Raw genomic sequence first — 427 nt, 5'->3', positions numbered from 1 at the left:
ACCCATCCAATTTTATGATACTGATACTAAATTAGGTATGATCATTACAGATGAGATGATTATTTCATCTCAGATTGCTAATAGTTCAGGTCAAGTCATTGCCACACCAACTATTAGTAAACTTGCTGAAGCAGGCATGATTTTATTAGAAGTACCTGCATCAATTACGCAAAACTGGAAAATGGGTAAAGCTCAGTTAGATATTAAATTAACCATTGAAAATAGCGTTAGACACTCTCAAACGCTGTCTTTCAATATTGAGCGGAGTATCACAGCATGAACATTGCGCTACGTGCTTTTTGGTCAAATAATCCGTTGCCAATTCAAGAAAAGATTAATAAACCTGACGTTATTATTAACCTCAATTTTGGCAATGTTTTAACTCTGACTACTGGCGTTAGATCAATCAATAATAAAACGGGGAACG

1 protein-coding gene is annotated in these 427 nt (G+C 35.1%); it reads left to right on the top strand.

The genetic code is table 11. The annotated features are described in order from the left end of the window. A partial coding sequence (locus AVJ19_RS21295; RefSeq protein ID WP_111861445.1) for a hypothetical protein occupies window positions 1-280 on the top strand: 280 nt, incomplete at its 5' end. Between the last annotated feature and the right edge of the window lie 147 nt (window positions 281-427).

The sequence above is a fragment of the Acinetobacter sp. CFCC 10889 genome (assembly GCF_003268395.1).
Lineage (GTDB): Bacteria > Pseudomonadota > Gammaproteobacteria > Pseudomonadales > Moraxellaceae > Acinetobacter.
Note: the sequence above shows the minus strand (reverse complement) of the source record. Positions and strands in the feature narration are given on the sequence as shown.